Origin of the sequence: Catenulispora pinistramenti (assembly GCF_018274385.1) — a bacterium.
Classification (GTDB): Bacteria; Actinomycetota; Actinomycetes; order Streptomycetales; family Catenulisporaceae; genus Catenulispora; species Catenulispora pinistramenti.
The window spans coordinates 1-1,698 of the sequence record NZ_JAAFYZ010000466.1; the positions used below are offsets into that span (position 1 = coordinate 1).

Sequence of the window (1,698 nt, forward strand, 5' to 3'; positions counted from 1 at the left end):
CACCCCGCAGCCCCGCAATCGCCGCCGCGATCTCGCCCCCCGGATCCGCATGTGCGCCCCGCCCCAGCACCACATCCAGCAGCAGCACCCCGACCGCGGCATCCGCGGCCGCGTCCGCGATCGCGCGCAACCGCAGGGTGTTGTCGATCATGGGGTGCGGACGGCCGCGGGTGTAGGCGTCGTCGCCGAAGTCGGTGAGGTCGAAGGTGAAGGCGGAGTCGGAACTTGTCTGCGCACGGGCCAGCACCACCTCCGCCTCAGCGCGCAACGTGCCACCGCTGAACAGCCCGCGGATCCCGGGCGCGCGGCGAGTGTTCTCCTCGTCTTCCGGCGCCGGGGCCCAGCGCGGCCACGTCGCCGGTGCCCGTCGCCCGAGTGCGGCGAGGATCCGCTCCGCCGACCCGGTCAGCGTCGGTTGGTCGGCGCCCACGAAGGCGAAGTGGACCGGTTTGCCGAGTGTGGCCGCGTGCGCCTCGATGCGGGCGGCGATGGCGGGGTGCGGTGGTTTGGAGACCACCGCGATGAGTTCAGTCTCCGGGTCGTCGGCGAGGGCTGTCAGTGCGGCCAGGGTCGAGCGGCCCGCCACTTCGCGGGTCAGATCCCGGCCGCCGACGCCCAGGCAGTGGCGGATGCCGGTGCCCGCCGCGTCGAGGAGGGCCATCAGTTCCTGGGCACCGGTGCCCGAGGCCGCTACGAGGCTGATCGGGCCTGGTCCGGTGACGTTCGCGAAGGCGAGGCCGGTTCCGTGCAGGACGACGGTGCCGCAGTCGGGGCCCATGACCAGCAGGCCGCGTCGTCGGGCCGCTTCTTTGAGGCGGATCTCATGCCGTATTGGGATGTTATCGCTGAAAATGATCGGCGATGCACCGTATTCCAATGATTCCATGGCCTCCGCGACGGCGGCAAGGCCGGGGGTGGAAATCAGGGTGATGGGTGCACTCGTTCGGCCTAGCGCGGCGGCCGTGGTGCGGGGCGCGGGCTGGTCAGGGTACGCATGTCCGGGTGCTGTGATGGAGCCACCGGGCTGCGACGCCGACGTGAGAGCGCCGGTCAGGGCTTCGAGCGCCGCGGATTCCGCGGACCCGCCGGCATCCGCGCGGCAACTGAAAGCGACCACCAGGTCGCCCGGCCCGACCGGCTCCAGCGCCGGATACCCCAACTCGGCGAGCAACGCGACATTCAGCTCCGTCGCCATCGCCACCAGCACCCGCTCCACCCCGGCCACCCCGGCGACCGCCCGGCCCGCGAGCATCAGCGTCACCGAGTCGTGGTACTCGCCGCGCCGCACCTCCACGTGCTCGGCCGGCGCGTCCGCGACCGTCATTGGCACCGACACCGGCATCGATCCTTTCCGCGAGGGCCTGTCGCGACGCTAGACCTCGGGGCTACTGTCCGGGCATGGGCAATCCTGACAAGGACGGCGCCAGAGCTTCGCAGATGTCGACATCGCCAAGCGAGGTGCCCGAGGCGAACGGGGGACAGCGGATGGCACAGCCGCCACCGATTTCGGCACCGGTACCGCCACCGATAGCGACACCGGTACCGCCGACGTCAGGCGACCAGGCCGCCCAAATACCCCAGGCTGCTCAAGCGCCGGCACCCCAAGCGCCGGCACCCCAAGCGCCGGCACCCCAAGCGCCGGCACCCCAAGTCCCCCCGAAAGCCGCGCCCGTCACCCCCATAGGCCTCACCGTCACC

General features: G+C 71.6%; 1 protein-coding gene. It reads right to left on the reverse strand.

The features are described 5' to 3' along the window. On the reverse strand, positions 1-1,336 hold a 1,336-nt coding region (locus KGQ19_RS52455; RefSeq protein ID WP_212022400.1), incomplete at its 3' end, for an AllF/FdrA family protein. Positions 1,337-1,698 lie beyond the last annotated feature (362 nt).